Origin of the sequence: Kitasatospora sp. NPDC088861, assembly GCF_044750105.1 — a bacterium.
GTDB lineage: Bacteria > Actinomycetota > Actinomycetes > Streptomycetales > Streptomycetaceae > Kitasatospora.
Map to the genome: position 1 here is coordinate 20,143 of NZ_JBIVJF010000030.1, position 22,144 is coordinate 42,286.

The 22,144-nt window shown below is 72.2% G+C and carries 23 protein-coding genes; 15 read left to right on the plus strand and 8 right to left on the minus strand.

Annotation, left to right across the window (positions count from 1 at the left end; translation table 11 throughout):
• Positions 1-10: 10 nt before the first annotated feature.
• Positions 11-985 (minus strand): LysR family transcriptional regulator, encoded by a 975-nt coding sequence (locus ACIP37_RS32120; protein WP_363583632.1) that lies wholly within the window; start codon positions 983-985, stop codon positions 11-13.
• 260 nt (positions 986-1,245) lie between these two features.
• Between ACIP37_RS32120 and snpA (ACIP37_RS32125) the strand changes: the two genes are divergently transcribed.
• The 4 genes from snpA (ACIP37_RS32125) (at position 1,246) to ACIP37_RS32140 (ending at position 5,969) form a co-directional block, all read left to right on the plus strand.
• The gene (snpA, locus tag ACIP37_RS32125; protein WP_363583630.1) at positions 1,246-1,887 is read left to right on the plus strand and encodes a snapalysin; all 642 of its coding nucleotides are present in this window, start codon (positions 1,246-1,248) and stop codon (positions 1,885-1,887) included.
• 392 nt (positions 1,888-2,279) lie between these two features.
• Positions 2,280-2,903, plus strand: a complete 624-nt coding sequence (gene snpA / locus ACIP37_RS32130; RefSeq protein ID WP_350882593.1) for a snapalysin — start codon at positions 2,280-2,282, stop codon at positions 2,901-2,903.
• Positions 2,904-3,026: 123 nt separating this feature from the next.
• The gene (locus ACIP37_RS32135) at positions 3,027-3,686 is read left to right on the plus strand and encodes a pentapeptide repeat-containing protein (protein WP_063349277.1); all 660 of its coding nucleotides are present in this window, start codon (positions 3,027-3,029) and stop codon (positions 3,684-3,686) included.
• Between the two features lie 207 nt (positions 3,687-3,893).
• The gene (locus tag ACIP37_RS32140; RefSeq protein ID WP_400811744.1) at positions 3,894-5,969 is read left to right on the plus strand and encodes a phosphocholine-specific phospholipase C; all 2,076 of its coding nucleotides are present in this window, start codon (positions 3,894-3,896) and stop codon (positions 5,967-5,969) included.
• Positions 5,970-5,978: 9 nt separating this feature from the next.
• Here ACIP37_RS32140 and ACIP37_RS32145 read toward each other — a convergent pair whose 3' ends face one another.
• Positions 5,979-6,506 (minus strand): hypothetical protein, encoded by a 528-nt coding sequence (locus ACIP37_RS32145; RefSeq protein ID WP_400811747.1) that lies wholly within the window; start codon positions 6,504-6,506, stop codon positions 5,979-5,981.
• Between the two features lie 159 nt (positions 6,507-6,665).
• On the opposite strand from ACIP37_RS32145, the gene ACIP37_RS32150 reads away from it, so the two are divergent.
• The 6 genes from ACIP37_RS32150 to tgmC all read left to right on the plus strand — a co-directional run bounded on the left by ACIP37_RS32150 (position 6,666) and on the right by tgmC (position 10,815).
• Complete coding sequence (locus ACIP37_RS32150) at positions 6,666-6,929, plus strand: hypothetical protein (RefSeq protein ID WP_400844951.1); 264 nt, start codon at positions 6,666-6,668, stop codon at positions 6,927-6,929.
• A complete protein-coding gene (locus ACIP37_RS32155; protein WP_400844954.1) occupies positions 6,901-7,434 on the plus strand; it encodes a DUF6879 family protein in 534 nt (177 codons plus the stop codon). Before ACIP37_RS32150 ends, ACIP37_RS32155 begins: the two co-directional genes overlap by 29 nt.
• 31 nt (positions 7,435-7,465) lie before the next feature.
• Positions 7,466-8,314 carry a helix-turn-helix transcriptional regulator gene (locus tag ACIP37_RS32160; protein ID WP_363619969.1) on the plus strand — a complete coding sequence of 283 codons (849 nt, stop codon included), beginning with the start codon at positions 7,466-7,468 and terminating at the stop codon, positions 8,312-8,314.
• Positions 8,315-8,460: 146 nt separating this feature from the next.
• Complete coding sequence (locus ACIP37_RS32165) at positions 8,461-8,703, plus strand: putative ATP-grasp-modified RiPP (RefSeq protein ID WP_400811751.1); 243 nt, start codon at positions 8,461-8,463, stop codon at positions 8,701-8,703.
• Position 8,704: 1 nt separating this feature from the next.
• On the plus strand, positions 8,705-9,676 hold the full coding sequence (tgmB, locus tag ACIP37_RS32170) for an ATP-grasp ribosomal peptide maturase (RefSeq protein ID WP_363583614.1): 972 nt from the start codon (positions 8,705-8,707) through the stop codon (positions 9,674-9,676).
• A complete protein-coding gene (gene tgmC / locus ACIP37_RS32175; RefSeq protein ID WP_400811754.1) occupies positions 9,673-10,815 on the plus strand; it encodes an ATP-grasp peptide maturase system methyltransferase in 1,143 nt (380 codons plus the stop codon). Before tgmB ends, tgmC begins: the two co-directional genes overlap by 4 nt.
• Before the next feature lie 21 nt (positions 10,816-10,836).
• Here the strand turns inward: tgmC and ACIP37_RS32180 are convergent, their stop codons facing one another.
• Positions 10,837-11,040, minus strand: a complete 204-nt coding sequence (locus ACIP37_RS32180) for a DUF397 domain-containing protein (protein WP_363583610.1) — start codon at positions 11,038-11,040, stop codon at positions 10,837-10,839.
• The gene (locus ACIP37_RS32185) at positions 11,037-11,864 is read right to left on the minus strand and encodes a helix-turn-helix transcriptional regulator (protein WP_363583608.1); all 828 of its coding nucleotides are present in this window, start codon (positions 11,862-11,864) and stop codon (positions 11,037-11,039) included. The genes ACIP37_RS32180 and ACIP37_RS32185 overlap by 4 nt, the downstream gene beginning before the upstream one ends.
• Before the next feature lie 102 nt (positions 11,865-11,966).
• Here ACIP37_RS32185 and ACIP37_RS32190 point away from each other — a divergent pair, with 102 nt between their 5' ends.
• Complete coding sequence (locus ACIP37_RS32190; RefSeq protein ID WP_400811758.1) at positions 11,967-12,095, plus strand: hypothetical protein; 129 nt, start codon at positions 11,967-11,969, stop codon at positions 12,093-12,095.
• A 326-nt stretch (positions 12,096-12,421) separates the two neighbouring features.
• Positions 12,422-12,727 (plus strand): hypothetical protein, encoded by a 306-nt coding sequence (locus tag ACIP37_RS32195; RefSeq protein ID WP_400811761.1) that lies wholly within the window; start codon positions 12,422-12,424, stop codon positions 12,725-12,727.
• Between the two features lie 10 nt (positions 12,728-12,737).
• Here the strand turns inward: ACIP37_RS32195 and ACIP37_RS32200 are convergent, their stop codons facing one another.
• Positions 12,738-13,544, minus strand: coding sequence for a phosphoribosyl-dephospho-CoA transferase MdcG domain-containing protein (locus ACIP37_RS32200; RefSeq protein WP_400811764.1), 807 nt, complete (start codon positions 13,542-13,544; stop codon positions 12,738-12,740).
• A 173-nt stretch (positions 13,545-13,717) separates the two neighbouring features.
• Here ACIP37_RS32200 and ACIP37_RS32205 point away from each other — a divergent pair, with 173 nt between their 5' ends.
• On the plus strand, positions 13,718-13,945 hold the full coding sequence (locus ACIP37_RS32205; RefSeq protein ID WP_363583600.1) for a hypothetical protein: 228 nt from the start codon (positions 13,718-13,720) through the stop codon (positions 13,943-13,945).
• 35 nt (positions 13,946-13,980) lie between these two features.
• Here the strand turns inward: ACIP37_RS32205 and ACIP37_RS32210 are convergent, their stop codons facing one another.
• Positions 13,981-17,184, minus strand: coding sequence for a S41 family peptidase (locus tag ACIP37_RS32210; protein WP_400811767.1), 3,204 nt, complete (start codon positions 17,182-17,184; stop codon positions 13,981-13,983).
• Between the two features lie 234 nt (positions 17,185-17,418).
• Here ACIP37_RS32210 and ACIP37_RS32215 point away from each other — a divergent pair, with 234 nt between their 5' ends.
• Together ACIP37_RS32215 and ACIP37_RS32220 are read left to right on the plus strand one after the other, a co-directional pair.
• Positions 17,419-19,146: a chitinase gene (locus ACIP37_RS32215; RefSeq protein WP_400811770.1), complete on the plus strand. Its 1,728-nt coding sequence runs from the start codon at positions 17,419-17,421 to the stop codon at positions 19,144-19,146.
• 62 nt (positions 19,147-19,208) lie between these two features.
• Complete coding sequence (locus ACIP37_RS32220) at positions 19,209-20,399, plus strand: MFS transporter (protein ID WP_400811773.1); 1,191 nt, start codon at positions 19,209-19,211, stop codon at positions 20,397-20,399.
• Here ACIP37_RS32220 and ACIP37_RS32225 read toward each other — a convergent pair.
• Positions 20,396-21,031, minus strand: a complete 636-nt coding sequence (locus ACIP37_RS32225) for a DJ-1/PfpI family protein (RefSeq protein WP_363619951.1) — start codon at positions 21,029-21,031, stop codon at positions 20,396-20,398. The two genes, ACIP37_RS32220 and ACIP37_RS32225, sit on opposite strands and share 4 nt — an antisense overlap.
• On the minus strand, positions 21,031-22,002 hold the full coding sequence (locus tag ACIP37_RS32230) for a GlxA family transcriptional regulator (RefSeq protein WP_363619950.1): 972 nt from the start codon (positions 22,000-22,002) through the stop codon (positions 21,031-21,033). Before ACIP37_RS32230 ends, ACIP37_RS32225 begins: the two co-directional genes overlap by 1 nt.
• Positions 22,003-22,144 lie beyond the last annotated feature (142 nt).

The following is a 22,144-nucleotide window of genomic DNA, read 5'->3' on the forward strand; positions in this document are numbered from 1 at the left end:
GGGCTGATTCTCAGGCGCAGTCCAGCAGGATCGGCTCGTGCCGGGCCAGCCAGGCCAGGTAGGCCGGGTTGACCTTGGCCAGGTCCAGGTAGGCGGCGCGCAGTTCGCCGTACAGCGCGTCCAGCGCGGGCTGGCTGAGCGCGCGGGGGCGCCAGGTGAGCAGCAGTCGGACGGCCAGCGGGTCCCCGTACACGGGGCGCACCACCGTGCCGGGACCGGGGGCGGAGGTCGGCTGGCAGGGGCGGACGGCCTCGCCGGAGGCGACCAGTTCGGCGGCGGTGGCGTTGTCCCGCACCTGGACCACCCGGGGGTTGAGCCCGGCATCGCTGAACACCCGGCGCATCGCCGCGTACTCGTGGTCGGCGGTCGGGTCGACCATCCAGGTGTCCTCGGCGAGGTCGGTCAGGTGGACGACCGGGCGGGCGGCGGCCGGGTGTCCGGCGGCGAGCGCGACGAACTGGGGCTCACGGGCCATCAGCACCCGGTGCTCGGCGTCCGGCGGCACCCGTAGCGGGAAGCCCTCGCTCTCGTAGACGAAGGCCACGTCCAACTGGTCGGCGGCGACCATCCGCAGCAGGGCGCTGGCCGAGACGTCGACGTGGATGGTGGTGTCGGTGTCCGGCAGCCGTTCGTGCACCCGGCGCAGCCAGGCGGCGACCGCCCGGCTGCCGACGCTGCCGATCCGCAGCCGGCGCTGCCGCCCGGGGCCGGCCGCGTCGCGGGCCTCCTGGCGGGCGGCGGCCACCAGCGCGGCCATCTCGGTGATCACCGGCCGGGCCCGGGACAGCACCGAGTGGCCGAGCGCGGTGGGCCGGCTGCCGGTCTGCTCGCGGGTGAACAGGGTGCCGCCGATGGCCCGTTCGATGCGGTGCAGCTGGGTGGTGAGGGAGGGCTGGGTCATGCCGAGCTGGAGCGCGGCCTTGCGGAGGCTGCCGGTGTCGGCGATAGCGCACACCACCCGGAGGTGTCTCACGTCGAGCTCCACGCCCGGAGCATAGACGCCACCCGGCCTTGTCGCCAAGGACATGACAGAACAAGGCGCGGCGGGAGGGCGCGCCGCGGGCCCCGCCGGTATGCGGCGGTGCTATCGCCGGTTGACATCATCCGCCGCGGGCCCGGGCGGGTCGAAGCTCAGGGACAGCGAATCCGCCCCGGCCCCACCGGGGCGCCCCCACCGTCGCCGCAGCCGTGTCCGGCCCCCACCGGCCCCGGCGGTTCGGCGTACCGCGAATCCGGAGCCCCCACATGAAGCGATCCGTGCTGTCCGCGACCCTCGGCCTGGCCCTCGCGGCCGGTCTCGCCGTGCTGCCCGCCACCGCCGCGTCCGCCGCCACCCCCGGCCCGGCCGTCCAGGGCTACACCGCCTCGACGTACGCCGGTTCGGCCGCCGAGGCCGCGAACAACCAGGCGTTCTTCCACGCCGTGATGGCCTCCGCCAAGGCCAAGCAGGCAGCCAACCCGTGGCTGCAGACCGTCACCGTCACCTACGACACCGCCAGCGCGCCCTCCTTCACCAGCCAGATATCCCAGGCCGCGCAGATCTGGAACAGCTCGGTCAGCAACGTCCAGCTCCAGGCGAGCAGCGGCACCGGCGACTTCTCGTACTACGAGGGCAACGACAGCCGCGGCTCCTACGCCAGCACCGACGGCCACGGCCACGGCTACGTCTTCCTCGACTACCAGCAGAACCAGCAGTACAGCTCGCTGCGCGTCACCGCGCACGAGACCGGGCACGTGCTCGGCCTGCCCGACAACTACTCCGGCCCGTGCAGTGAGCTGATGTCCGGCGGCGGCCCCGGCCCGTCCTGCACCAACCCCTACCCCGACAGCAACGAGCGCGGCCAGGTCGACAGCCTCTGGTCGAACGGCGTCGAGTCCGTGAACTAGGCAAGCCCGTGAACTGGGCAAGCCCGTGAACTGGGGAAGCCCTCGAATCGGAGGAGCCCGCGAACTCGTTGCGGCGCCAAGGAAGTTGCCGATGCCCTTCGGGTGCGGCGGGCCGCCCGGCCGGAATCGGGTGGCCCGCCGCTCGGTTGCTTCCCCGATCGGGAGCCTAACCGCCGGTGGAGCGGAATGCCAGGGGCACGCGCGAGTCAAGGCCGGTTAAAGACATCTCAAACCCCTTTTCCGCAAGGGGTATTGATCGAAGCTATCGCGGGTTGACATCATCCGCCCGCCCGCCGGGCTGCCCGAAGCTCTGGGGACATCACCCGCTGACCAGGTGTCCCCCAGGGCCGGCCCCCAACCGGCCACGGCACCACCGGAATCGGAGCCCCCACATGAAGCGATCCGTGCTGTCCGCGACCCTCGGCCTGGCCCTCGCGGCCGGTCTCGCCGTGCTGCCCGCCACCGCCGCGTCCGCCGCCACCCCCGGCCCGGCCGTCCAGGGCTACACCGCCTCGACGTACGCCGGTTCGGCCGCCGAGGCCGCGAACAACCAGGCGTTCTTCCAGGCCGTGATGGCCTCCGCCAAGGCCAAGCAGGCCGCCAGCCCGAACCTGGCGACCGTCGTCGTCACCTACGACGCCAGCTCGGCACCGACCTTCCGCACCCAGATAGCCAACGCCGCGCAGATCTGGAACAGCTCGGTCAGCAACGTCCAGCTGCGGGCCGGCTCGGGCGGCGACTTCTCGTACTACGAGGGCAACGACAGCCGCGGCTCCTACGCCAGCACCGACGGCCACGGGCGCGGCTACGTCTTCCTCGACTACCAGCAGAACCGGCAGTACAACTCGGTCCGGGTGACCGCGCACGAGACCGGGCACGTGCTCGGCCTGCCGGACCACTACTCCGGCCCGTGCAGCGAGCTGATGTCCGGCGGCGGCCCCGGCACCTCCTGCACCAACCCGTACCCGAACAGCACCGAGCGCAGCCGCGTCAACTCCCTCTGGGCGCGCGGCTGACCTTTCTGAGGACCACACCTCGGCCCGGCCGCAGTCCGCTGCGGCCGGTCCGGGGCGTTGTCGGTGCCGCGTGCGAGCATTCGGGCGAGACCCGTTCGCCCCCGACCGTGAGGTGCCGCCGCCATGCCGCGTTCCGCCCCCGACCAGCTCACCGACCTGCCGTACGCGGACCTGCTCCGCCCCCACACCGGGCGGCTGCGCAGCGACGAGCGCTACGACACCACGCACTTCGACGGCGGCGAGCACACCGACGAGTCGGCGGCCGGGGCGGCGTTCCTGGAGTGCGCCTTCACCGGGGTCGCGCTCAGCGGGGTCAAGCTGCGCCAGGCCCGCTTCAACGAGGTCTGGGTGCAGGCCGGCCGCTGGGTGGCCTGCGACCTGAGCGACACCGAGTGGCAGGACAGCGCCTTCGTCGGCGGCGTGCTGGCCGGGGTCGCCGGATACGGCTCGGCGCTGCGCCGGGTGGTGTTCCGCGGCTGCAAGCTGGAGGCGGTCAACCTGCGGGCGGCCGTGCTGCGGGACGTCGTGTTCGAGGACTGCCTGCTGCGCGACGTGGACTTCGGCGAGGCCAAGCTGACCGAGGTGTCCTTCCCCGGTTCCACGCTGGAGGAGGTCCGGCTGCGCGGTGCCACCCTGAAGAAGACCGACCTGCGCGGGGCCGCCCGGCTCGGACTCGCGGACGGCCACCAGGGGCTGCGCGGCGCGGTCATCAGCTCCACCCAACTGCTGGAGCTGGCACCGCAGTTCGCCCAGGCGCTGGGAATCGAGGTCAAGGACCGCTGACCAGCCGCCCGCTCCGTCCCTCCCCGGCGTTTCCGCCGCCCGTTCAGCCCGGCGTCGCTCGGTGACACCCGGACGAACAGTCCGCCAACCCTGCCGCGCGCATCTGGTGGACGCCTCCGGCCGGGGTGGAAGATGCTGCGCGATCGATGAGCCCCGACTTGTGTACACAACATCGCCAGATCGCCAGTGAAGGGACGGGCCGGGCTGATGGCCGAGCTGAGTCGTAGGAAGTTCGTCACGCTGTCCGGTGCCGCCGCGGCGGGACTCGCCGTGGCAGGCACCAGCGCCGCAGGGGCCGCCCCCGGCGCGCCCGCGGTGGCCTCCACCGCCACGCTCCAGCAGACCGGCACCATCAACGACGTGCAGCACGTGGTGATCCTGATGCAGGAGAACCGCAGCTTCGACCACTACTTCGGCACGCTGCGCGGCGTGCGCGGCTTCGCCGACCGCAGCGCCATCCAGATAGCCGGCGGCTACAGCGTCTTCAACCAGCCCAACGGCCTGCTCGGCCGCCAGTACCCGTGGCAGTTCAGCCAGACCAAGCCGGCCGGCGGCGCCGACCCCGAGCGCCTCGCCCAATGCAACGGTGACCTCAGCCACGGCTGGAGCGATCAGCACAAGGCCTGGAACAGCGGCAAGATGGACTCCTGGGTCGCCGCCAAGGGCAACGTCCGCACCCTCGGCTTCCTCACCCGCCAGGACATCCCGTTCCACTACGCGCTGGCCGAGAACTGGACCATCTGCGACGCCTACCACTGCTCCGTGCTCAGCGCGACCGGCCCCAACCGCACCTACCACTGGTCCGGCCAGATCGACCCGGCCGGCAGCGCCGGCGGCCCCGCGTACGACGGCGGCGACGAGAAGGGCCTGCGCTGGCAGACCTACGCGGAGGCGCTGGAGAGCGCAGGCGTCAGCTGGAAGGTCTACCAGAACGCCGCCGACAACTACGGCGACAACGCCCTCGCGTACTTCACCCAGTTCTCCGGCGCCCCGGCCGGCAGCCCGCTGGCCGTCAAGGGCATGGGCTCGGTGCCCAAGGCCACCGGCAGGACCCCGGACGACATCGCCGCCGCGATCAGGGCCGACGTGCTGAACGGCACCCTCCCGCAGGTCTCCTGGATCGTCCCCGACCAGGCCTCCTCCGAACATCCGTACGCCACCCCGGCCGACGGCGCGCACTTCGTCCACCTGGTGATCGACGCGCTGAACGCCGACCCGAACGTCTTCAACTCGTCCGTCCTGTTCATCAACTACGACGAGAACGACGGCTTCTTCGACCACGTCCCGCCGCCGGCCGCCCCCGCCGGCACCCCGGGCGAGTTCTACAACGGCACCAACATCGGCCTCGGCTTCCGCGTCCCCATGATCGCCGTCTCGCCCTGGACCCGCGGCGGCTGGGTCAACTCCGAGACCTTCGACCACACCTCCGTGCTGCGCTTCCTGGAGACCTGGACGGCCGCCCTCGGCACGCCCGCGCAATGCCGGAACATCAGCGACTGGCGCCGCCGCGTCTGCGGCGACCTGACCAGCGCGTTCGACTTCGCCAACCCGGTCTACGGCCTGCCCGGGCTGCCCGACACCTCGCAGACCATCGGCCTGTCGGCGTGCGGCCCGCTGCCCAACCCGGCCCCGATCAACAACCAGCTGCCGATCCAGGAGACCGGCACCCGGCCGGCCCGCGCCCTGCCGTACCAGCCGAACGCCAACCTGGACCACCTGGAGTTCGGCTCCGGCGGGGTGATGAAGGTCTGGATCACGATGGACAACGGGGGCGCGGCAGCGGCGAAGTCCGCCCACTTCGCCGCCTACGCCAACGCCTACCGCAGCGGCGGCCCCTGGCAGTACACCGTCGACCCGGGCGGCACCACCAGCGACTTCTTCAACTGCGGCACCAACTTCGGCGGCGGCCCCTACGACCTCACCGTCGTCGGCCCCAACCGCTTCCTGCGCCGCTTCAAGGGCGACGCCACCAAGGCGGGTAAGAACGCGGCCGTCACCGCCTCGTACGCGGTCGAGCCGGGGACGGGCAAGCTGGCGGTCTACTTCAAGCTCGCCAACTCCGGTACGACGCCGCTGACCTTCACCATCGCCTCCAACAACTACCGGACGGACGGCCCCTGGACGTACCAGGTCCCCGCCGGCGGCAACGTCACCGATTTCTTCAACGCCGTGGCCTACAACAACGGCTGGTACGACTTCACGGTGACGGTGGACGCGGACGCCGGCTGGTCCCAGCGCTTCACCGGCCACCTGGAGACGGGCACCCCCAGCGTCACCGGCTGACGGTCGTTGCTACATGGACGGAGACCCCACTACCCGCCTCGCCGGGCAGTGGGGTCTTGGGCGGACCGAACAGGGGGATCGGACGGCGGAGTCGCACGGTCCCGTCGCCACCGTGGATGCGTGCTGGGGCTGGAGGTCTCCGTGCACCCACCCTTCGGCGTGGAGGTCTGCCACGGCGCGGCACAGCCCGACCGCAGCGGCCAGGGCCTCGTCCCGCCCTCCTTCGCCCTTGCGCAGGGGGCGGAGGGCCTGCCAGGTGGACGGTCCGACCAGCCACGGGGTGACGAACCAGACGCCGTCGTCGAACCGGCCGGCGGTCACGGTGTAGCCGGGGAGCTGGTCCAGCACCGAGGCTTCCCGCGCGGTGACCTCGGCGGCCTCGCCGGTGCCGAGCTTGATACTCGCGACGCCCCGCGGACCGGTCGCCTTCCAGACCGCCGAGCCCCGCCGGTTGCTGATCTCCTCCAGCTCCAGCGGTCCGCAGATGGCCGCCGCGGTTTTCAGCGCTTCGGCGGCCTCAGGAGTGAACTCGCCCATTCTCTTACTGCCTTCCACTCGCAAGGGATGTGCCGCTTGCGAGATGCGTCGGACCCGCTCCGAATGCGCCGGCCTGCTCCCCTTGCGCTCTTGAATGCCCGTCATCTCTGCGGAACGGTAATGCAAGGACGCGCAACCGGCTTGGCACGGGAGGACCCGATGGCACTACGGTTCAACGGGATGGACCCCGAGACCCAGGGGAACGGATCGCCGACGGTGTGGGTGGACGACCACGAGCGGGAGCTGGTGTTCCAGGGCTGGAAGCCCAGGGAGGAACTGCTGACCGAGGTCAGCACGACCGAGTGGGTTCCTGGCCACACGATCGGCGTCCCCGAGGGTGAGGCCGTGGTCCGTATCCCGCTCCGCATGGCGGCGATCATTAGGAAGGCACTCGATGACGCAGAACGTTCCGGACTTCTCTGACCTGCTCAAGGCCGCGCAACACTCGGCCGTGCACCTGGAGATGCGTGACTGGTACAGCGTGGGCGATGAGTCGACGGACTTCGCACGCTTCCAGCGGAGCGGCGTCCACCCCGATCTCGACCCCGAGTCCGAGGGCTGGGCCGGGTGGGTGCCTCTCGTCCGGGAGGCCGTCAGCCGGGGCGTGGTCATGCGCAGGGCCCGGATCGTTTCGGAGCCGGTGACCGACTACATCCGCTTCGAGCACGCCGGGACCGCCGTGAACGTCGCGGCCGGCGAACAGGTCCGTTGGCTTCCGCGCCGCCGGGCGTCGGACATCGCACTACCGGGCAATGACTTCTGGGTCTTCGACGGCCGGTTGGTCGAGTTCAACCACTTCACCGGCGTCGGGGACTGGGCCGACCCCAAATATGAACTGTCCGAGGACCCGGCGGTGGTGAAGCTCTGCGTCTCGGCCTTCGAAGCCGTCTGGGCGCGGGGCATCGACCACCCGGAATACACCGTCTGACCTCTGCGATATCCCACCGGACAGCCAGTTCATGCCCGCTTCTCCCTCATCCAGCGCGCAGGCCGCCCGCGCCGCCGTTGCCGCGCGTCTGCGCGAGCTGATGCTGGACGCCGGCCTCAAGGGGCAAGAACTGTCTGCCCGGTGTGGATGGCACCCGGCGAAGACCTCGCGCATCCTCTCCGCGAAAACGGCCCCTTCCGATGCGGACGTTCGGGCCTGGTGCATCGCCTGTGGCGCCGAGGAACAGGTGCAAGACCTCATTGCCACGGCGCGCGCGGTGGAGTCGATGTACATGGAGTGGCGTCGGCTCCAGCGCAACGGCATGCGCAAGGTCCAGGAGGACGTCTACGCGCTGAACGAGCGGGCCCGTCTGTGCCGGGTGTACGTGTCCAACGTCGTGCCCGGATTCTTCCAGACGCCGGCCTACGCCACGGCCTTGATGCGCTCCATCACGCAGTTCCAGGGAACTCCCGACGACGTGACAGAGGCCGTTGCCGCCCGCGTGGCCCGCAGCCGGTTCCTGTACGAGGGCGGCCGCCGGTTCGTGGTGTTGATGGAGGAGTCAGTGCTGAGGTACCGCATCGGCGATACCGAGGTGATGCGTGGCCAGCTTCGGCACCTGCTCACCGTGGGGCCGCTCGCCACCGTCTCCCTCGGGATCGTTCCGTTCACCGCCCAGCGCACCGTCTGGCCGCTGGAAGCGTTCTACTTGTTCGATGACCGGCACGCCGTGGTGGAGACCCTGACAGCCGAGATCAACGTCAGGCAGCCTCGCGAACTGGCCGACTACGCCAAGGCGTTCGTCCAGCTGTCCGAAGCGGCCGTCTACGGGGACGCGGCTCGCGCCGTGATCACAGCCGCGCTCGACACTCTCGGGTGAATCGGCGCAATATCTCGCAACTTCGTTGAGGCCGGGCGTGGCTTCTCCCTACCGTCGTTGGTGTTGCTCGGGCCGTGGAAGAGCACGGCAACGAAGAACATGGAGGCGCAGCACAGATGACAACCGCACCGTGGGGCACGACCTGAATGGGTCCGTACCCGGACACCCGCTCGGTCCCTGCCGTCTCGGCCGTGATCGACCCCGAAACGCAGGTTGCCGTGTTCGTGGACGATCAGGGTCGCAAGGTCGAGATGGGGGCGCACGGCACCAGCACGGAGACCAGCACGCCCACGAACACGGGCGGCGGTGACGGGCAGAGCGGCGGGCAGAGCGCACCCACCGACATGGACAGCATGCCAGCGAACGACCAGGACCAGGGCGCCGGCTGACATGGCGCAGGATCGACACCGGGCTGTCCTGGTCCTGACCAACGCGCACGACGTGACGGCCGATGTGGTGCTCCGCATCCTGGCCGAGCGCCGAGTCCCGGTCGTCCGGGTGGACCCCGGTGCCGATCTGCTCGGGGGTGCCTCGCTGACCGCCCACTACAGCAGGAGCGAGCAGCGGGGCACTCTCCGCACATCAAGCCGGGAACTCGACCTCACTCGGGTGCGGTCGGTCTGGGTCCGCCGGCCCTCGCCCTACCGGGCGCCGCCGGGACTGGACGAACACGCGTCCAAGTTCACCAGTGCGCAAGCATTTTGGGGTGCTGGCGGCATCTTCGCGTCGCTTCCCGACGCCCACTACGTCAATCACCCGTGGCACATCCGGAACGCGGAGTACAAGCCCGCACAGCTTGTCGTGGCGGGCCGGAGCGGTTTCCTGGTGCCGAACACGGTCATCACCGCCGATACCGACGAAGCGCGCCGGTTCTGCGCCGACCAGTCCGGCGGAGCCGTCTACAAGCCGGTGTGGGACAGCCGGTACCGAGCCCCCGACGGCACTGCGCAAACGGTGTGGGTACGGGAAGTCGATCCGGCCGAGATCACCGACGCCGTGTCCGTGTGTCCGCACATGTTCCAAGCCGCCGTGTCCAAGTCGTTCGACGTGCGGGTGACCGCCGTGGGTGACCGGTTGTTCGGTGTCCGGATCGGCAGTCCCGATCTTGACTGGCGCGAGCGTCAAGACCTGATGACGTGTACGCCGATCGAAGTGCCCGGGCCCGTTGCGCGCTCTGTGATCGCTTATCTGAACGAACTCCGCTTGGTTTACGGTGCGTTCGACTTCGCGGTGACCGCCGCAGGTGACTGGTACTTCCTTGAGTGCAACCCCAACGGCCAATGGGCCTGGCAGGGTGTCGACACCGCTTCGGCGATTGCCCACGCCATCGCCGACCAACTGGAGAAGGGCCCCGACTCGTGAGCACATCGGCTCAGCTCCGCGCCGCCCTGGTGGACGGGCTCACCGGGGACGATGCGGTCGACGATCCGGCCTGGAGGGCCGCCGCGTTGGCGGTGCCCCGGGAACTGTTCGTCGGATCGTTCTTCGCGGCGGTCCCGGGAAGCAATCCGACCGCGTACCGCCCGGTGCACAGGACCGACCCTGGTTGGCTGGAGCAGGTCTACTCGAACGAGACGCTGGTCACCCAGCTCGACGGGCGGACCCGCCCCGAGGACGTGGCCGAGGGGGCGGTGATCGGGACTCCGTCGTCATCGTCCACCTTGCCGTCGCTGGTGCTGCGCATGTGGCACCAGCTCGGCGCCGAGACCGGGCACCGGGTGCTGGAGATCGGCACGGGGACCGGCTACTCGACCGCCCTCGGCGCGCACCGCCTCGGGGACGCCAACCTGACCAGCATCGAGTACGACCCGGCGGTCGGCGCCACTGCCGCTGCCGCGATCAAGGCGGCGGGGTTCGCCCCCCGGCTGGTTATCGGTGACGGGCTGCTCGGCGACCCGGACGGGGGCGAGTACGACCGGCTGATCGCCACCTGTGCGGTTCGGTACCTGCCGCCCCGCTGGCTGCACCAGGTGAGGCCCGGCGGCGTCATCCTGGCCACCCTGTCCGGGTGGGGGCTCGGGTTCGGACTCGTGCGGCTGGTCGTGACGGCCCCGGGAGAGGGGACGGGGCTGTTCATGCCCGGCTACACCAGCTTCATGATCGCCCGCCCGCACGACCGCCCGCCACGCCAAAGCCTCTCGCTGCTTCCGGGGGACGAACGTCCGTCGCGGATCGACCCCGAGGTCATCGGCACGTGGACCGGCAGTTGGGTCGCCCAGCTCGCGGCGCCCTCGGCCGAACGGATGGGAGCCGGCGGGCACCAGATCCTCTCCGACGTGGCCACCGGATCGCAGGCCCGGACCATGTCCAACCCTGACGGGGGATGGGCCGTGGTTCAGCGTGGCCCGCTCCGGCTCTGGGACCAGGTGGAGAACGCCGTCGAAGCCTGGCAGCGGGCCGGCGAGCCGCACCAGGAGGGGTTCGGCATGACGGTCTCGGCGGCCGGGCAGCGGGTCTGGATCGGAAGTGCGGACGGACCGGGCTGGAACCTGCCGATCTGACCCTTGTGCTCAGACCGGGCGTCAGGCGGTGTCGAACTCGCCGGCTCGGAGGGCGGAGACGAAGGACTGCCAGGCCTCGGTCGCGAAGAGGAGGGCCGGGCCGTCGGTGTCCTTGGAGTCTCGGACGGGGACGGTCCCGGACGGGATCAAGTTCCCCGCGACCTCGATGCAGTCGCCGCCGTTGCTGCTGTACGAAGACTTGAACCACTGAGGCTCGGCGGTCACGGTAGTTCCTCTCTCAGCTGGCTGATCAGGGCCACAGACTCGGCTTGTGAGAGTGCGAGGGCCTGTAGCTGATAGTAGGCCGTGAGGATCGGCGGTACTGCGCCGCTGTCCCGTTCCAGGTTCCCTTGTTGCGCTGATTCGGCGTAGGACATCAGCGATCGGTCCGGAAGGGTGATGATGTTCACCGGGAGATCGAACGATCGTTCCTCGCCTATGGCGTACGGAGCCACCTGGAGAACGGTGTTGGGCATCCGGGCGAAGGCTGCAAGCTCGTCGAGCTGGGCGGCCATGATGGACTTTCCGCCGACCGGCCGTCGGATGCAGCTCTCATCCAGGACGACGTGGATCAGCGGAGGGGTTTCCCGGCGCAAGTTCGCCTGTCGGCGCGCAAGGTAGGCAACCCGCTCCTCAGCCTGGTCCTCCGTGATGCTGCCCCGCCGGAGCGCGCCCGCCGCGATGGCCCGTGCGTAGTCCATGGTCTGAAGCAGCCCCGGCACGATACCCAAGGTGAACAGTCTCAGTTCCACCGCCCTTGACTCGTGCGCGACGTACTCCGGGAAGCCTTCGAGGAGCGCCGAGGTCTTGAGGTCGAGCGCCTTGCGGGCGAACACGCGATCCCATCCGAAGGCTTTGTCAAGTTCGCGAGCCAGGCGCGGTGTTGGGGGACGTCGACCAGTTTCCACGGCTGACACGTGCGTGGGTGAATAGCCGATGGCGCTCGCCAAATCTTCCTGCCGCCAACCCCGTTCCTCTCGTGAGCTGCGGAGGAACGCACCGAACTCTGCGGCTGGAGACGAGTCGGGGTCCAGCTCGGCCTTGTTCATGAACCACTCTCCAAGCACGTTTGAGAGGTTGAAGGACGTCCAATGCTAGAGGACAGTGGCGACCCCGGGTAGTCATTAAACTACGGAACGGAGTCAGCTGTGGTGAGCAAGGAGTCCCCGACCGGGCCGCTCTACCGCCCGCAGGTCGGCGAGTTGGTCGAGGACGGGACGACCGGCAGGGACGTCGTCTACATGGGCGTCCCCGCCGAGCCCCGTGGTCGGACCGCGTGAAGCGCCAACCGGCGCTCGGCGTCGACGTGTTGGCCGTAGTCCTCATGTTCGGCGTCGTCGCGTCCGAACCGATCATCCGGCGGGCCACCCGGCGGCGACTCAGCCGGGACCGCCGCCGATGACCGACCCTCCGACCTGCCCCGCACCGGACTGCTGCGCCCCGGTCGATCTGCTCAACGACGCCAACGCGGCCGGACGGACGTGGAACTGCCCGAACTGCGCCCGGTGGGGCGTCGCCTGGTCGTCGGGCTACCTGGCGAACCAGCCGTTCGAGGAGCCCCTCGTCGTCCTCGGTCGCCGGAAAGTCCGGAAGGTGGTGAACCGCGATGCCGATGTTCGGGCGCGCGTTCCTCGACCTGATGCGTAAGGCTCGGGTCACCTGCTTGTGGCTCTGGGGTGTACACCTCCAGTTCGCGCCGCCGGTCCTGTGGCTCAGCCCTGAACGGCGCCGAGCGGTCGCGGCGGTGGAACGGACACTCGCCGAGGAACGGCACATCCGGCAGACCTGCGACGAGGCCGCCCGGGACGCCCTGCACGCCGAGCTGTCCGAGGCAGTGGCCGGACTCCACCTCGCCCCGGCGCCCCGCCGCCGACCTCGGGCGGCGCCCCGACCGCCCAACCGTCCCAACTAATTACGACGGCTCAGACGAACGGGCCGCGCGGGAACCACGGGTCGCGGACCTCCCGGGGCCCGTCCGGAGTCAGCAGGGTGAGGGTGCACGGCGAGGCCGCGTACTCGGCGAGCTGAACCGAGCCGTAGCGGGTCTCCAGTTCGGCCTGCACCGGGACCGGCAGCCTGCTCAGCGCCCGCCGCAGTTGCAGCGCGTCCCGGCGGCTGATCGGGTGCGGGGTGCGCAGGACCAGTCGCAGCGGGCTCAGCGGTCCGGCGACCGGCACGCCGGTGCCCAGCTCGTAGCCGACCGCGCCGATCGGGCCCCAGGACAGCCGGTGGTCCGCGACCAGCCGGCCGACCGCCGGCAGCAGGGCCAGCGCCGAAATCCCGGCGACCCGCTCGGGGTCCAGCCGCCCGCACCGCCCGGCCAGCTGCTCGGGCCGCAGCGTCCGGGCCACCGCGGCCCAGGGGGCCAGCGCGTCCAGCCGCTGTCCGGGGCGCGGCCCGCGCACGATCGCCGGGATCCACTGCTCGGGCGCGGCCTCCGGGTCCCGGGTGCAGCGCTGCGGGTGCGGCACGTCCGCCGGGGTGCCGACCAGGGAGGGGGCCCGGCCGACCGTCACCCAGGGGTGCACCCGCAGCACGGCCCGCGTCCAGTCCGGCAGCTCGCCGCCCGCCAGCGGGCGCAGCGAACTGGGGCACTGCATCAGCAGCAGGTCGTGGGTGCCGGGCAGCCGCCCGTTCAGCGCGGCCAGCGGCCCGACCCGCCGGCGCGGCCCGTCGTGGGGGTCCTCGGCGGTGCGACGGGCTTGGCGGGCGGAAGGTGCGACGGTCACGGTGGGCTCCAGACGGTGGCGTCAGTTCGGCCGACGGCTCCAATCTGCGCCGGGTGCCCGCCTCCGCGCCACGGCCGTTGGGCGCGTTCACCAGGGACCAAAGGCTCAACGTGCGGCTCCGGGTGCCCGGTGTGAGAGTGGGGGAAGCCCGGTATCCGTTCGGAGGAGGAGTCATGGGCATCTTCGACAGGTTCCGCCACAAGGCGCACGAGGCGACCGGGCAGGACGCCGCCGAGCGTGCCGCCATCGCCCACGACGAGGCCGTGGACGCGTACAGTCCCGAGATCGAGCGGGCCCGCGAGACCCAGGAGGCCCGCGAGTCGGAGCGGCGTGCCGCCCAGGACGAGGCCGACCGGCGCGCGGCCGAGAACATGACGGCCGAGGGCGACCCCTGGGGCTGAAACCCCAGAAGACCCCCAAGCCCCAAGCCCCCAGGTCACCGCGCCCGCGGCGGCAGCGGCGGGCGTCGCAGATCCGGCCGGGGGGTGTCCTCCGGCGGGGGAGCCGCGGCGGGCGCGTCCTCCAGCAGGTCCAGCGCCAGCTGGACGGCGGCGACCAGCTCGGGGTGGCGCCCGCGGGCCCAGTCGCGCGGGGTGCGCAGCACGTGCACGTCCGGTTCGACGCCGCGGTTCTCCACCGACCAGCCGAGTCCGCCTTCGAACCAGGAGGCGTTCTTGGGCACCGAGATCCGGGTGCCGTCGCCGAGGGTGTGCCGCCCGGTCATCCCGACGACCCCGCCCCAGGTCCGGTTGCCGACGACGGGGCCGAGGCCGAGCAGCTTGATCGCCGCGATGACCACGTCGCCGTCCGAGCTGGTCGCCTCGTCGGCGAGCGCCACGAGCGGGCCGCGCAGTGCGTGCCGGGGCCAGCGGACCGGCTGGCGGTCCCGGCCGAAGTCCCAGGCGAGGACGTGCCGGGTGAGTTTCTCCAGGACCAGTTCGGAGACGTTGCCGCCGGCGTTGCCGCGCACGTCCAGGACGAGTGCGGGCTTGTCCAGCTCGCGCCGCAGGTCGCGGTTGAACTGCGCCCAGCCGGAGCCGCCGAGGTCCGGGATGTGTAGGTAGCCGCACCGGCCGTCGCTGAACTCCCGGACCAGGAGGCGGCGTTTGGTCACCCAGTCCTGGTAGCGGACGGCCCGTTCGTCGGTCAGCGGGGTGACGGTGATCCGCCGTACCGGGCCGTCCGGGCTGCTACGCAGGGCCAGTTCGACGGTGGTGCCGCCGGTGCCGGCCAGCAGCGGCAGCGGGCCGCGCACCGGGTCCACCGGGCGGCCTCCGACGGCGAGCAGTTCGTCGCCGTCCCGGACGCCCTGGGCGGCGAGCGGGGCGCGGGCGCGCGGGTCGGAGGTCTCGCCGGGCAGCACCCGCTCGACCAGCCAGCGTCCGTCGGGGGAGCGGTGCGCGTTGGCGCCGAGCAGGCCGAGCGGCTGCTGGCCGAGCGAGGGCCCTTCGGCGCGCCGGGACGGGGTGACGTAGGCGTGCGAGGTGCCGAGTTCGCCGAGGAGTTCGCGCAGCAGGTCGGCGAAGTCGTCGGGTGAGCAGACCCGGTCCAGCAGCGGCTCGTACTGGGCGGTCAGGGCGGGCCAGTCCAGGCCGGACATCCGCTCGTCCCAGAACTGGTCCCGGACGATCAGGGCGGCCTCGTGGTAGGCCTGGCGCCACTCGGCGGCGGGGTGCACGGTGTGGGTGATCCGCCGCAGGTCGACGGTGCTGCCGGCGCCACCGGTGACCGGGACGATCCGCAGGGTCCCGGCCGAGTAGACCGCGATCGAGCCGCCGTCCCCGGAGACGGCGTAGCCGTCCAGCTTGTCGACCAGGGTGGTGCGGGTGCCCCGGGCGAGGTCGAAGTACTCCAGCGAGGGGCGGCCGGAGGTGTCGTCGGGGCTGGCGAAGGTCTGCCCGAGGGTGCCGGAGATCGGCCAGCGCAGCCAGACCAGGCCGCCGCGCACCGCGTCGGTGGCCGAGTACTTGGAGGCGATCACCGGGAACTGCAGCAGCCGCTCGCCGATGCCCTGCGGGTCGACGCGGACGGTGCCGTCGCCGCCGCCGTTGCCGCGCGGGGCGCCGTCCTCGGCGGGCGCGGCGAACGGGGACGGCGTGTCGGCGGTGAGCGGGACGAGGTAGGGGCGGCAGCCGAGCGGGAAGGAGAGGTCGCCGGTGTGCACGTCGTGGACGGGGTCGAAGCCGCGCCAGGACAGGAAGGCCAGGTAGCGGCCGTCCCGGGTGAACACCGGCTGCTCGTCCTCGAAGCGGCCGTCGGTGACTTCGGTGACCGGCCCGGGTGCTTCGGTGCGGGTGAGCCGGATCCGGCGCAGCGAGCGCCCGGCCACCGGCTGGGACCAGGCGATCCAGTGCGAGTCGGGGGAGAAGCGGGCGCTGGAGACCGGCCCGTAGCCGGAGGCGGCGAGTTCGCGGACGGCGCCGTCGGCGGCGGCGACCAGCAGCAGCCGCCCGTCGGAGGCGGCGACGGCGAGGTGGGCGCCGTCGGGGGAGGCGGTGAGTTCCAGGACGCGGCCGATCCGGTCGGCGGCGAGCACCCGGTGGCGGTGCTTCTCCGTTTCCTCGTGCCCCGGCAGCGGCATCACCTCGATCGCGTCGGCGCCCTCGGCGTCGGTGATCCAGGCGGCCTCGCCGGTGTGTCCGAGGATCACCGGCAGCCGGGTCCGCACCCCGGGGGTGTCGGCGAGCGCGCGGGCCGGGCCGTCCTTGTGGGTGAGCCAGTACTGGCTGCCGCGCACGGTGATCACCCCGGCCCGGCCGCTCTGGTCGCAGGCCAGGTCCTTGACCTGGGAGGCGGCGCTGACCTGGTACGGGCGGCGGCCGGCCCGGGCGCCGCCGAGCGGGACGGCGAGCCGGCGCGGGGCGGGGGCGTCCAGGCCGTCCAGCAGCCAGAGGTCGCCGGCGTGCTGGTAGACGATCCGGGTGCCGTCGGTGGCGGCCTCGCGGGCGTAGTAGGAGGCGTGGTCGGTGTGCCGGCGCAGGTCGGTGCCGTCGGGGCGGCAGGAGTAGACGTTGCCGATGCCCTCGTGGTCGGAGAGGAAGGCGATCCGCCCGGCGACGGGCATGGGGGAGGCGAGGTGGCCGGGGTGGCCGGCCAGGATCTGTTCGCCGTCCGCCCAGAGCCGGCCGGTGGCGCCGCCCCGGTAGCGCTTCCAGGCGGCGGGCTCGTGCGGGGCGGCGCCGGTGAGCAGCACGGTGCGTTCGCGGCTCATCTGGGCGTCGCCGACGGGGCCCCAGGGCATCCGGTGGCCGGGGGAGCCGTCGGGCGGCAGGGCGTGCGCCCAGGTGTAGTGGCCGAACGGCTCGTGGTAGGAGGTGACGGCGAGCACCTCGCCGTCCGGCAGCCAGCCGCGCACCCGGGTGTCCTGGCTGCCCCAGTGGCTGAGCCGTTCGGCCTCGCCGCCCTCGACGGGGGCGGTCCACACCTCGGGGGTCAGGTTCAGCCAGCTGGTCCAGGCGAGGGTGCGGCCGTCGGGGGAGAAGCGGGGGTGGCTGACCCGGGTGCGGTCGCAGCTGACCCGCCAGGCCCGGCCGGCGGCGCCGTCGGCGTCGAGCGGGGCGATCCAGATGTCGTCCTCGGCGGTGAAGGCGAGCAGCCCGCCGTGCAGGTGGGGGTAGCGGAGGTAGCCGGGCGGGGTCACCCCTCCATCCTTCGACGGAGTGTCACCTCCGGCAACCGGGGCGGCCCGTCGGGGCTGCCTGGCGGACGGTGCGTAGGCCGCGGACCGGTCTGGACCATTGACACCGCAGTGTCGAATCCACTTCAGTGGTCTAGTCCAACTTGGGTGCCAGGCCGGGCCGCTCCCCCCCACTGGCGCGTGCTCCGGCGTGCCCTCGGACGTCCCCCACGACCGCGCCATCGCAGGAGCCCCCGCATGCGCAGAACCACACCCGCACCCGCCCCCGCCCGCCGGAAGCAGTCCCGCACCCTGCTCGCCGCCGGCACCGCCTCCGCCGTCGCCGCGGCCACCCTGGTCGGTGTCACCCTGGGCCTGGCGCCCGCCGCCTCGGCCGGCGAGTTCCTGGTCAACGGCGGCTTCGAGTCCGGCTCGCTCGGCCCCTGGAGCTGCACCGCCAACTCCGGCAGCGTCGTCACCAGCCCGGTGCACGGCGGCGGCTACGCCCTCGCCGCCGCGGCCACCGCGGGCGACACCGCCCAGTGCGGCCAGACCGTCACCGTCGCCCCCAGCACCACGTACACGCTCAGCGCGTACGTCAACGGCTCGTACGTCTACCTGGGCGTCGACGGCGGCGGCCCCAGCACCTGGACCCCCGGCACCGGCGGCGGCTACCAGAAGCTCAGCGTCAGCTTCACCACCGGCGCCACCCAGACCAGCGCCACCGTCTACACCCACGGCTGGTACGGCCAGGGGACCTACTACGCGGACGACGTCTCGCTGGACGGGCCGGGCGCCCCCAGCCCGACGCCGACGCCCACCGGGTCCCCGACGCCCACGCCGACCGCGACGCCCACCGGGACACCGACGGGAACGCCCACCGGCACCCCCACCGGTACCCCGACCGGGACACCGACGGGAACGCCCACCGGCACCCCCACCGGCACCCCGACCACCCCGCCGCCGCCCGGCAGCCACGCCCTGGTCGGCTACCTGCACGCCAGCTTCGCCAACGGCGCCGGCTACACCCGGATGGCCGACGTCCCGAACTCCTGGGACTTCATCGACCTCTCCTTCGGCGAGCCCACCTCCGTCACCTCCGGCGACATCCGGTTCAACCGCTGCTCCGTCACCGACTGCCCGACCGTGGAGTCCGACGCCGACTTCAAGGCCGCCATCGCCGCCAAGCGGGCCCAGGGCAAGAAGGTGCTGATCTCGATCGGCGGCCAGAACGGCCAGGTCCAGCTGACCACCACCGCCGCCCGCGACACCTTCGTCAGCTCGGTCTCGGCGATCATCGACAAGTGGGGCCTGGACGGCCTGGACATCGACTTCGAGGGGCACTCGCTCTCCCTCAACACCGGCGACACCGACTTCAAGAACCCGACCAGCCCGGTCATCGTCAACCTGATCTCCGCACTGAAGACCCTCAAGGCCAAGTACGGCCCGGGCTTCGTGCTGACCATGGCGCCGGAGACCTTCTTCGTCCAACTCGGCTACCAGTACTACGGTTCCGGTCCCTGGGGCGGCCAGGACCCGCGCGCCGGGGCGTACCTGCCGGTCATCTACGCGCTGCGCGACGACCTCACCCTGCTGCACGTCCAGGACTACAACTCCGGCTCCATCATGGGCCTGGACAACCAGTACCACTCGATGGGCGGCGCCGACTTCCACGTCGCGATGACCGACCTGCTGCTCAACGGCTTCCCGGTGGCGGGCAACACGAACAACATGTTCCCGCCGCTGCCCGCCTCCAAGGTGGCCATCGGCATGCCGGCCACCACCAACGCCGGCAACGGCTACGTCGCCCCGGCCGAGGTGAACAAGGCCCTGGACTGCCTCACCAAACTGGCCAACTGCGGTTCGTACGTGCCACGTTCGGGCGCCCAGCCGAACCTGCGCGGGCTGATGACCTGGTCCGTCAACTGGGACCAGTTCGGGGGCCGGGAGTTCTCCAAGAACTTCGACGGCTACTTCCGCCGCTGAGGTGACGTCGGTGGGAACCGTGCTTGAACCTGACACCGGTGTGAGGATCGAGCATGGTTCCCATGGCGACCACACAGCTCCCGACTCCCGTAGCCCGCACCCCTTTTCCCCTGCCCGCCCTGCTCGCCCTGGCCACCGCCGTCTTCGTCACCGCGCTCACCGAGACCCTGCCCGCCGGCGTGCTGCCCGGGATGGGCGGGGCCCTCGGCGTCAGCGAGTCGGCCGCCGGGCAGACCGTCACCGTCTACGCGCTCGGGACCGCCGCCACCGCGATACCGCTCACCGCAGCCACCGCCGGCTGGGGCCGCAAGCGGCTGCTGCTCACCGCGATGGCCGGCTTCGCCGCCGCCAACACCGTCACCGCGGCCTCCGCGAACTACCCGCTCACCCTGGCCGCCCGCTTCCTCGCGGGCGTCGCGGCCGGCCTCGCCTGGGCGCTGCTGGCCGGGTACGCGCGCCGGCTGGTGCCGGTCGAGCAGCAGGGCCGGGCCATGGCGGTGGCGATGGCGGGCGTGCCGGTGGCGCTGTCGCTGGGAGTGCCGGTCGGCACCTTCCTCGGCCAGGCGCTCGCCTGGTGGGTGCCCTTCCTGGCCATGACGGCACTGGCGCTCGGCGTGATCGGCTGGATCGCGGCCCTGCTGCCGGACCAGCCCGGACGACCCGCCGGTGAGCGCGCCCCGGTGCGGAGCGCGCTCACCGTGCCCGGGGTGGCGCCGGTGCTCACCGTGACGGTGCTCTTCGTGCTCGCCCACACCATCCTGTTCACCTACATCGCGCCCTTCCTCGACCGGACCGGCCTCGGCGACGCGACCGACACCGTGCTGCTGGTCTTCGGCCTGGCCTCGCTGGCGAGCATCTGGTTCACCGGTTCCCACATCCACCGCCGGCTACGGCAGTTGACGATCGGCGGTGCGCTGCTGGTCGCCCTGTCCGCGGGCCTGCTCGGCCTCTGGTCGCACAGCACACCGCTGGTGTACGCCGCCGCCGCGCTCTGGGGCCTGGGCTGGGGCGGCGCCCCGACCCTGCTGCAGACCGCCGTCGGCGACGCGGGCGGCGAGCGGGCGGACGCCGCCCAGGCGGTACTGGTCACTCTGTGGAACGCCGCGATGGCGGGCGGCGGCGTTGTCGGCGGCCTGGTGCTGGGCCGCCTGGGCACCGGCGCCCTGCCCTGGACGGTGCTCGCCCTGATGCTGCCCGTCCTGGCGGTGGTCACCGGCGCCCGCCGCCACGGCTTCCCGACCGGGCGCCGTTAGCGCAGCTGGAGCCCGTTGGCCAGCAGCTCGGCGACCAGCTCGGGCCGGGCCGTCGCGACCGAGCCCGCCGAGTACGGCGGCTGCGGGTCGTACTCGATGACCAGCTGGATCGCCTCCGCGGTCGCGTCCCCGGCCATCAGGCCGGTCAGCGTCAGCGCGAGGTCGATCCCGGCCGAGACCCCGGCCGCGGTCGCGTACTTGCCGTCGACCACGACCCGCTCCGTCCCGGTCGGCTCCGCCCCGAACTTCTTCAGCGCGTCGAGGCAGCACCAGTGCGAGGTGGCCCGGCGCCCCGCCAGCAGTCCGGCGGCGCCCAGCAGCAGGGAGCCCGAGCAGACCGAGGTGGTCCAGGTGGTGGTGGCGTCCACCGCGCGCACCCACTCCAGCACGGCCTGGTCGGCCAGCCGGGCCTCCGTCCCGGGACCGCCCGGGACGAGCAGCACGTCGGCCGAGTCCACCTCGTCCAGGGCGGCCTCCGCGGTCAGCGACAGGGTCTTCATGTCGGTGCGGACCGGGCCGCGCTTCGCGGCGGTGAACACCACCTCGGCGCCGGGGATGCGGGACAGCACCTCGCAGGGGCCGACGGCGTCCAGGGCGGTGAACCGGTCGTAGAGCAGAACGGCGATGCGCATCAGTGTCCTCCAACAGGATCGGGTCGGAAGCGGCGTCGGTACTCGGCGGGCGGGGCGGCCAGGGACCGGACGAAGGCGCGCCGCATCGCCTCCGGGGTGCCGTAGCCGCAGGAGCGCGCGATCTCCTCGATGCCGTCGGCGGTGTCCTCCAGCAGCCGCCGGGCGGCCTCCAGCCGGACCCCGTCCACGTACCGGCCCGGGGTCACCCCCACCTCGGTGGCGAAGGCCCGGGCGAAGTGCCGCGGTGACAGCGCCGACCTGCGGGCCAGCGCCTCGACCGACAGGTCGGCCTCCGGGTGCTCGGCGATCCACCGCTGCACCTCGCGCAGCGGCTGCCGGGCCGCCACCTGGGCGGCCAGCTGGGTGCTGAACTGGGCCTGGTTGCCCGGCCTGCGCAGGAAGACCACCAGGTGGCGGGCGATCAGCAGGGCGGCGTCGCGTCCCAGGTCCTCCTCGACCAGGGCCAGCGCCAGGTCGATCCCGGCGGTGACCCCGGCCGAGGTGGCGACGTTCCCGTCCCGGACGTGGATCGGGTCCGGGTCCACCTCGACGTCCGGGAACCGCCGGGCCAGCGCCTCGCAGTACGCCCAGTGCGTGGTCGCCCGGCGCCCGGCCAGCAGCCCGGCCTCGGCGAGCAGGAAGGCCCCGGTGCACACCGACACCACCCGCTCGGCCCGGCCGGCCAGCTCCCGGATCCGTGCCACCAGCGCACCGTCCGGGAGGTCGCTGCCCAGCCCGCCGGGGACCAGCAGGGTGTGCACCGGCCCGACCCCGGCCAGGTCCGTGTCCGGCAGCAGCCGCAGCCCGCTGTGGCTGCGCACCGGCCCGCCGCCCGGGGAGGCGGTGGTCACCCGGTACGCCCCCGGCTGCCCGGCGGCCGCGCCCGCCCCCGCGAACACCTCCACGGGACCGGTCACGTCGAGGCTCTGCACGCCCTCGTAGAGGACGACGACCACGCTGCGCGCTCTCATGCGACCAGCCTGTCACCGAGCCGCAGTGGCAGCAATGACCCGTTTCCCACCTTTCCTGCCACAGTCGGCGGGGATGCCGGTGGGATTGCCGGCGGGGAGCGCGGAAACGCCGGAAGGCCCCTCGCTCTCGCGAAGGGCCTTC

Coding starts and splice junctions, on each gene's coding strand:
- snpA (WP_363583630.1), top strand. CDS start 1,246: ATGAAGCGATCCGTGCTGTCCGCGACCCTCGGCCTGGCCCTCGCGGCC.
- snpA (WP_350882593.1), top strand. CDS start 2,280: ATGAAGCGATCCGTGCTGTCCGCGACCCTCGGCCTGGCCCTCGCGGCC.
- ACIP37_RS32135 (WP_063349277.1), top strand. CDS start 3,027: ATGCCGCGTTCCGCCCCCGACCAGCTCACCGACCTGCCGTACGCGGAC.
- ACIP37_RS32140 (WP_400811744.1), top strand. CDS start 3,894: ATGGCCGAGCTGAGTCGTAGGAAGTTCGTCACGCTGTCCGGTGCCGCC.
- ACIP37_RS32145 (WP_400811747.1), bottom strand. CDS start 6,506: ATGGGCGAGTTCACTCCTGAGGCCGCCGAAGCGCTGAAAACCGCGGCG.
- ACIP37_RS32150 (WP_400844951.1), top strand. CDS start 6,666: ATGGCACTACGGTTCAACGGGATGGACCCCGAGACCCAGGGGAACGGA.
- ACIP37_RS32155 (WP_400844954.1), top strand. CDS start 6,901: ATGACGCAGAACGTTCCGGACTTCTCTGACCTGCTCAAGGCCGCGCAA.
- ACIP37_RS32160 (WP_363619969.1), top strand. CDS start 7,466: ATGCCCGCTTCTCCCTCATCCAGCGCGCAGGCCGCCCGCGCCGCCGTT.
- ACIP37_RS32165 (WP_400811751.1), top strand. CDS start 8,461: ATGGGTCCGTACCCGGACACCCGCTCGGTCCCTGCCGTCTCGGCCGTG.
- tgmB (WP_363583614.1), top strand. CDS start 8,705: ATGGCGCAGGATCGACACCGGGCTGTCCTGGTCCTGACCAACGCGCAC.
- ACIP37_RS32185 (WP_363583608.1), bottom strand. CDS start 11,864: ATGAACAAGGCCGAGCTGGACCCCGACTCGTCTCCAGCCGCAGAGTTC.
- ACIP37_RS32195 (WP_400811761.1), top strand. CDS start 12,422: ATGCCGATGTTCGGGCGCGCGTTCCTCGACCTGATGCGTAAGGCTCGG.
- ACIP37_RS32205 (WP_363583600.1), top strand. CDS start 13,718: ATGGGCATCTTCGACAGGTTCCGCCACAAGGCGCACGAGGCGACCGGG.
- ACIP37_RS32215 (WP_400811770.1), top strand. CDS start 17,419: ATGCGCAGAACCACACCCGCACCCGCCCCCGCCCGCCGGAAGCAGTCC.
- ACIP37_RS32220 (WP_400811773.1), top strand. CDS start 19,209: ATGGCGACCACACAGCTCCCGACTCCCGTAGCCCGCACCCCTTTTCCC.
- ACIP37_RS32225 (WP_363619951.1), bottom strand. CDS start 21,031: ATGCGCATCGCCGTTCTGCTCTACGACCGGTTCACCGCCCTGGACGCC.
- ACIP37_RS32230 (WP_363619950.1), bottom strand. CDS start 22,002: ATGAGAGCGCGCAGCGTGGTCGTCGTCCTCTACGAGGGCGTGCAGAGC.